General features: G+C 72.4%; 2 protein-coding genes and 1 pseudogene. All 3 read left to right on the plus strand.

What is annotated here, in order from left to right; genetic code table 11:
• Nucleotides 1-471: pseudogene (locus ABZ887_RS50970) on the plus strand (MFS transporter); the annotation flags it as partial.
• Nucleotides 472-856: 385 nt separating this feature from the next.
• A complete protein-coding gene (locus ABZ887_RS50975) occupies nucleotides 857-2,470 on the plus strand; it encodes a bifunctional 3-(3-hydroxy-phenyl)propionate/3-hydroxycinnamic acid hydroxylase (RefSeq protein WP_361306549.1) in 1,614 nt (537 codons plus the stop codon).
• An 11-nt stretch (nucleotides 2,471-2,481) separates the two neighbouring features.
• A partial coding sequence (locus ABZ887_RS50980; RefSeq protein ID WP_361306551.1) for an alpha/beta fold hydrolase occupies nucleotides 2,482-3,235 on the plus strand: 754 nt, incomplete at its 3' end.

Raw genomic sequence — 3,235 nt, forward strand, 5'->3', positions numbered from 1 at the left:
GACACCATCATGGGCTCCTTCCCCGAGTCGGAGCTGGGCGTCGGCGGCGGCGCCAACGACACCGCCCTGGAACTCGGCGGCTCCCTGGGCATCGCGATCCTCGGCTCGCTGCTCGGCACCGCCTACCGCGACAAGCTGACCGGCCTGGTGGGCAGCCACCTTCCGGCCGCCGCGATGGACACCGCCAAGGACTCGGTGGGCGGCGGGATCGCCGTCGCCGAACAGGTCGCGAAGAACCCGACCGCCGGAGGGCCGCAGCAGGCCCAGGCGCTGCTCGACGCCGTGCACGAGTCCTTCGCCCACGGAGTCGCCCAGACCAGCCTGGTCGGCGGGATCATCATGGCCGCCGGGACGATGATCGTCCTCGCGGTGCTGCCCGGACTCCGCGGCGAGAGCCGGTCCGAGGAGGCGGCCGAGGAGTCGCGGAAGGAGGAAGAGGAGGAGAAGGGCGAGCGGGCGAGCATCGCCTGAGCGGCGGCGGCACTCGCGACTGCGAGCGCAACCGCGACCGCGACAACAGCCACAGCCAGAGACGCAACCACGACTGACCTACAGGAAGCCGGGCTTGGCCCCAGCGCCGCGCCCGGCTTCCCATGCCCCAAGACGGACCGTGCCTGAGCGGCGCACGGTCCGGGACGGTGCCGGGAGGGACGCCCGGCACCGTCCCTTTTTTGTTTCCCGTCCTCGGACGGACCCCCCTTGCTTTCCGCCCCGAGTGCTTGACCCCCGTTGACGTCCGTCTTACCGTAGCGTCTGCTCCAAGTGGAGTAAGCGCTACAGCAAGAGCCGTGAGCGCAGCAAGAGCCGCAGAGCCGCAAGAGCCGCAGGCAAACGAGGACGACAGTGAGGTGGCCTGGTGAGCGAAGTCAGTGCCAGGGGTGGAGCCGACGACGGCGCCTATGACGTGGCGGTGATCGGCTACGGGCCCACGGGGGTGACCGCGGCGAACCTGCTGGGCGGCATGGGCCTCAGGGTCGTCGTGGTGGAGCGGGACGCGGAGATCTACTCCCGTGCGCGGGCGATCTCCACGGACGAGGAGGTCATCCGGATCTGGCAGCGGATCGGCCTGGCCGAGCGGCTGAAGCTGGACATGCTCGCCGAGCGGCCGCTCGACTTCGTCGACGCGCAGGGCCGTACCTTCCTCAGCGCCTGCCCCGCCCCGCGCGGCCACGGCCATCCGCCGCAGATGTTCCTCTACCAGCCCGCGCTGGAGCAGGTCCTGCGCGACGGCGTCGGCCGCTACCCGAACGTGGAGGTGCTATCGCGCCACGAGTGCCTGCGGCTGCACCAGTCCGCAGACGCCGACGGCGTGGAGCTGACGGTGGCCGGGACCGCCGACGACTCGGTACGACGGCTGCGCGCGCGGTACGTGATCGCGGCCGACGGCGGGTCCAGCCTCACCCGTGCCCAGCTCAACGTGGGGTACGAGGGGCGGACGTACGAGGACCGCTGGGGCGTCGTCGACACCGAGATGCTGAAGCCCTGGCCGGACCACGACCGGCTGCGGTTCCGCTGCGACCCGGCCCGCCCGGCCGTGGACTGCCCGACGCCGCTCGGCCACCACCGGTGGGAGTTCCCGATCCTGCCCGGCGACGACGAGAAGCACCTGACCACCGACGACGCGATCCACGCGATGGTGTCCCGGTACGGCATCGGCCCGGACCGGATCAGGATCCTGCGCGCCACCGTCTACAGCCATCACGTCCGCTTTGCCGCCCGGTTCCGGGTCGGCCGGGTCTTCCTGGCAGGGGACGCGGCGCATGCGATGCCGCCGTGGATCGGGCAGGGGATGGCGGCGGGGGTACGCGACGCGGCCAACCTGTGCTGGAAGCTCGCCGCCGTGCTGCGCGGCGAACTGCCGGAGACGGTTCTCGACTCCTACGAGGCCGAACGCAAACCGCACGTCAAGGAGGTGACCCGGCGGGCGGTGCTCGTCGGCCGGATCATCACCGAACGCAGACACCCCGTGGCCCGGGTCCGGAACACCGCGTTGCGTGCGCTCCGCCCGGTGTCGGGCCTCACCGCCCGGCTGGTCGACGCCAACTGGATACCGGTCGCCTCCTACGCCGGTGGCTTCCAGGCCCGCCCGCGCACCAAGGCCTCCGGGCACCAGATCCCGCAGCCCTGGGTCACCGGCCCCGACGGGGAGCGGGTCCGGCTGGACGACGTGCTCGCCGGCCGCTGGCTGCTGCTCCACCTCGGCCTCCCCCGACCACAGCAGACCCAGGCCTGGGAGCGGGCCGGTGTGCCCTCGCTGGCCGTGCTGCCGGCCGGCTCGCGTCCGGCCGAGAACGCGGTCGTGGACAGCGACGGCGTGCTGCTGCCCTGGCTCGCGGCGCGCGACGTCACCACGCTCGCCCTGCGCCCCGACGCCTACGTCTACGCCGCCGCGGGCGCCGGAGCCCAACTCCCCCCACCGCCAGCCGGGTTCGCGCCCACATCGCGACCGGCCGCCGGCTCCGCCCGGTGAGGACCACTCCCATGACCACGCAGAACCAGCCGCCGTCGATGCACGAGTCCCTCGTCGATGTCGCGGGCAAGAAGATCTTCGTCGCCGAGACGGGTGACGGCCCTGCCGTTCTGCTCCTGCACGGCGGCGGCCCCGGCGCCTCCGGTGTCTCCAACTACAGCCGCAACATCGCCGAACTGGCCAAGGAGTACCGGGTCATCGTGCCCGACCTGCCCGGCTACGGCCGCAGCACCAAGGGCGTCGACAAGAGCGACCCGTTCGGCTACCTCGCCGACCACATCCGCGGCCTGCTGGACCGGCTCGGCCTGGACAGGGCCCACCTGGTCGGCAACTCCTACGGCGGCGCCTGCGCGCTGCGGCTCGCCCTCGACACCCCCGACCGGGTCGACCGCATGGTCCTGATGGGCCCCGGCGGCATCGGCACCACCCGCGCCCTGCCCACCCCCGGCCTCAACAGCCTTCTCGACTACTACACGGGGGACGGCCCTTCGCGGCCGAAGCTGGAGAAGTTCATCCGCACCTACCTCGTCTTCAACGCGGCGGAGGTGCCCGCGTCGGTCATCGACTCCCGCTACCAGGACAGCATCGACCCCGAGGTCGTCGCGAACCCGCCGCTGACCCGCCCGACGTCCGTACGCACCGTGTGGAGGACGGACTTCACCCGCGACCGGCGCCTGGCACGGCTGCCGGTGCCGACCCTGGTGCTGTGGGGTGCCGCGGACAAGGTCAACCGGCCCAGCGGGGGCCGGATGCTGGCCGACCGCA

Source organism: Streptomyces sp. NPDC047061 (genome assembly GCF_040643955.1).
Classification (GTDB): Bacteria; Actinomycetota; Actinomycetes; order Streptomycetales; family Streptomycetaceae; genus Streptomyces.